Origin of the sequence: Streptomyces sp. NPDC097619 (assembly GCF_040302735.1) — a bacterium.
Lineage (GTDB): Bacteria > Actinomycetota > Actinomycetes > Streptomycetales > Streptomycetaceae > Streptomyces.
This window is the reverse complement of sequence record NZ_JBEOSD010000301.1, coordinates 1-3,053: the sequence shown is the minus strand read 5'-3', so window position 1 is coordinate 3,053 and position 3,053 is coordinate 1. Positions and strand designations below refer to the sequence as shown.

At 75.1% G+C, this 3,053-nt stretch carries 1 protein-coding gene; it reads left to right on the top strand.

Going from position 1 to position 3,053, the window contains the following annotated elements:
* Positions 1–3,053 (top strand): AMP-binding protein (locus tag ABTZ17_RS36560; protein ID WP_352200137.1); only part of this gene is annotated, 3,053 nt, incomplete at both ends.

Genomic DNA, 3,053 nt, shown 5'->3' with positions numbered 1-3,053 from the left:
GGCCTCCGCATCGAACCCGCAGAAATCGAAACCACCCTCACCACCCACCCCCACCTCACCCACACCACCGTCCAACTCCGCGAAGACACCCCGGGGGTCGCTCACCTGGTGGCCTACGTCGTCGCGGAAGCGGGCACGCCGGCCCCGGAGGCGGCGGAGCTGCGGGCCTGGGCGGCGGCCCGGCTGCCCGAGTACATGGTGCCGAGCTTCTTCGTGACCCTCGCGGAACTGCCGCTGTCCGCCAACGGCAAGCTGGACCGCAAGGCCCTGCCGGCCCCGGCCGCGGCGCCGGCCGCTCCGGCACGGGCCCCGCGCGACGCCCGCGAGGAGATCGCGACCGGGGTGTTCGCGGACGTGCTGGGGCCGGCCTCGGCCGGACCCGACGAGGACTTCTTCGCGCTCGGCGGACACTCCCTGCTCGCGGCGCGGGTGGCGGCGCGGCTCCGCGACGCCCTGGGCGCGCCGTGCGAGGTCCGTGACGTGTTCGAGCTGCGGACCCCCGCCCTGCTGGCGGCCAGGCTCGCCGAGCGGGCCGCGGGCACAGCCGGCGCGGACCTGCCCGGTCCGGCGGCCTTCGCGGCCCGCCGGCCGGCACGGCCCCCGCTGTCCTACGCGCAGCACCGGCTGTGGCTGCTGGACGCTCTGCGCGGCACCGGCACGGTCTACAACGTGCCGGTGGCGGTGCGGGTGGCCGGGCCCGTGGACGCGGACGCCCTGCGGGCCGCCGTACAGGACCTGGCGGACCGGCACGAGGTGCTGCGCACGGTGATCGCGGAGCACGAGGGGGAGCCGTACCAGCGGGTGCTGCCCGCCGGTTCGACGGTCGTCCCGGTGGAGGTCCGCGAGGTCCCGGCCGGTCGGCTGCGGGCCGAGGCGGAGGCCGCCGGCGGGTACGTCTTCGACCTGGCGCGGGACCTGCCCCTGCGGGTGACGCTGCTGCGCTCCGGGCCCGGGGAGTCGGTGCTGCTGGTGCTGCTGCACCACATCGCCACCGACGAGGCGTCCACGGGCCCGCTGCTCGCGGACCTGTCGGCGGCGTACGCGGCCCGACTGGCGGGTGGGGCGCCGGAGTTCGCCCCGCTGCCGGTACAGTACGCGGACTACGCGCTGTGGCAGCGGGAGCTGCTGGGCGAGGTCTCCGACCCCGCCTCGGTGGCCGCCGCCCAGGCCGGCTACTGGCGGGAGGCCCTCGCGGGCGTCCCCGCCGAACTGGCCCTGCCCGCCGACCGCAGCCGGCCCGCGGAGCCGAGCTTCCGGGGCGGTGTGGTGCCCTTCTCGGTGTCCGCCGGAACGGCCGCCGGTCTGCTGCGGCTGGCCCGCGCGGCCGGGGCCACGCCCTTCATGGTGGCGCACGCGGCCGTCGCGGCCCTGCTGAACCGGCTGGGTGCCGGGGAGGACGTGCCGCTGGGCAGCCCGGTCTCGGGCCGCGCGGCCGAGGGGCTGGAGGGTCTGGCCGGGTTCTTCCTCAACACGCTGGTGCTGCGCGCCGACCTGTCCGGGGACCCGGAGTTCACCGAGCTGGTGGGCCGGGTGCGGGACACCGCCCTGGCCGGGTTCGCCCGCGCCGACCTTCCGCTGGAGGCCGTCGTGGAGGCGGTCGGGCCCGAGCGTTCCCGCTCCCGCAACCCGCTCTTCCAGACGATGGTGACGTACCACTCCGCCGAGGAGCCGGCCGCCGAGCTGTTCGGTTCCGCCGTCGCCGAGTTCCCGGTGGAGACCGGCGGGGCCAAGGTGGACCTGGAGGTGGCCTTCGGGACGGTTCGCGCGGACCGCGGTTTCGAGGGCGGCATCCGGTACGCCTCGGACCTGTTCGAGGAGTCCACGGTGCGGGTGCTCGCGGAGCGCCTGGTCCGTCTGCTGGAGACGGTCGCCGCCGACCCGGCGGTCCGGCTCTCCGGGATCGGGTTGATGGAGCCGGCGGAGCGGGACCTGGTCCTGCACGGCTTCAACGACACCGCCGTCACCCTCGACGGACCGACCACCCTCGCCGACCTCGTCTCCGCCGGCGCCGAACGCGCCACCGGACCCGCCCTCGTCTTCGAAGGCACCGCACTGACCCGACCGGAGTTCGAAGAGGCCGTCAACCGCCTCGCCCGACTCCTCGCCACCCGCGGCGTCGGACCCGAATCCGTGGTCGCCGTCGCCCTTCCCCGTTCCCTGGACCTGCTCGTCGCCCTGCACGCCGTCGTCCGCGCCGGCGCCGCCTACCTCCCCCTCGACCTCACCCTCCCCACCGACCGACTCACCCACATCCTCGACACCGGACGCCCCGTCATGGTGCTCACGGACGCCGAGGCGGTCTCCGCCCTGCCCGAGGGCGCGGACCTGCCGTTCCTGGTGCTCGACGGGCCGGACGCGCGTACGGAGTTGGCCGGTCTGTCGGCCGCCCCGGTGACCGACGCCGACCGGACGACCCCGCTGCTCCCCCGCCACCCCGCCTACGTGATCTTCACCAGCGGATCCACCGGCCGCCCCAAGGGCGTCATGGTCGAACACCAGGCCATCGTCAACCGCCTCGCATGGATGCAACACGCCTACCGGCTCACCGAAGGCGACCGCGTCCTCCAGAAGACCCCCACCGGATTCGACGTCTCCGTCTGGGAACTCTTCTGGCCCCTCGCCCAAGGCGTCCCCCTCGTCATCGCCCGACCCGACGGACACAAGGAACCGGACTACCTCAACGGGTTGATCGCCCGCGAGGGCGTCACCGTCTGCCACTTCGTGCCCTCGATGCTGCACGCGTACCTCCTGGAGCACGCGGTGGCGGACACCCCCGGGCTGCGGCTGGTGGTGTGCAGCGGCGAGGCGCTGCCCACCGACCTCGTGGAGGAGTTCCACGCCCGGAACCCGCAGAAGGCGGTCCTGGCGAACCTGTACGGGCCCACGGAGGCGGCGGTGGACGTCACCGCCCAGGACGCCGTGGCCGGGGCGGGCGGCAGCAGCGCCCCCATCGGCACCCCGGTGTGGAACACCCGGACGTACGTCCTCGACGACCACCTCCGGCCCGTACCCCCCGGCACCCCCGGCGAGCTCTACCTCGCCGGCACCCAACT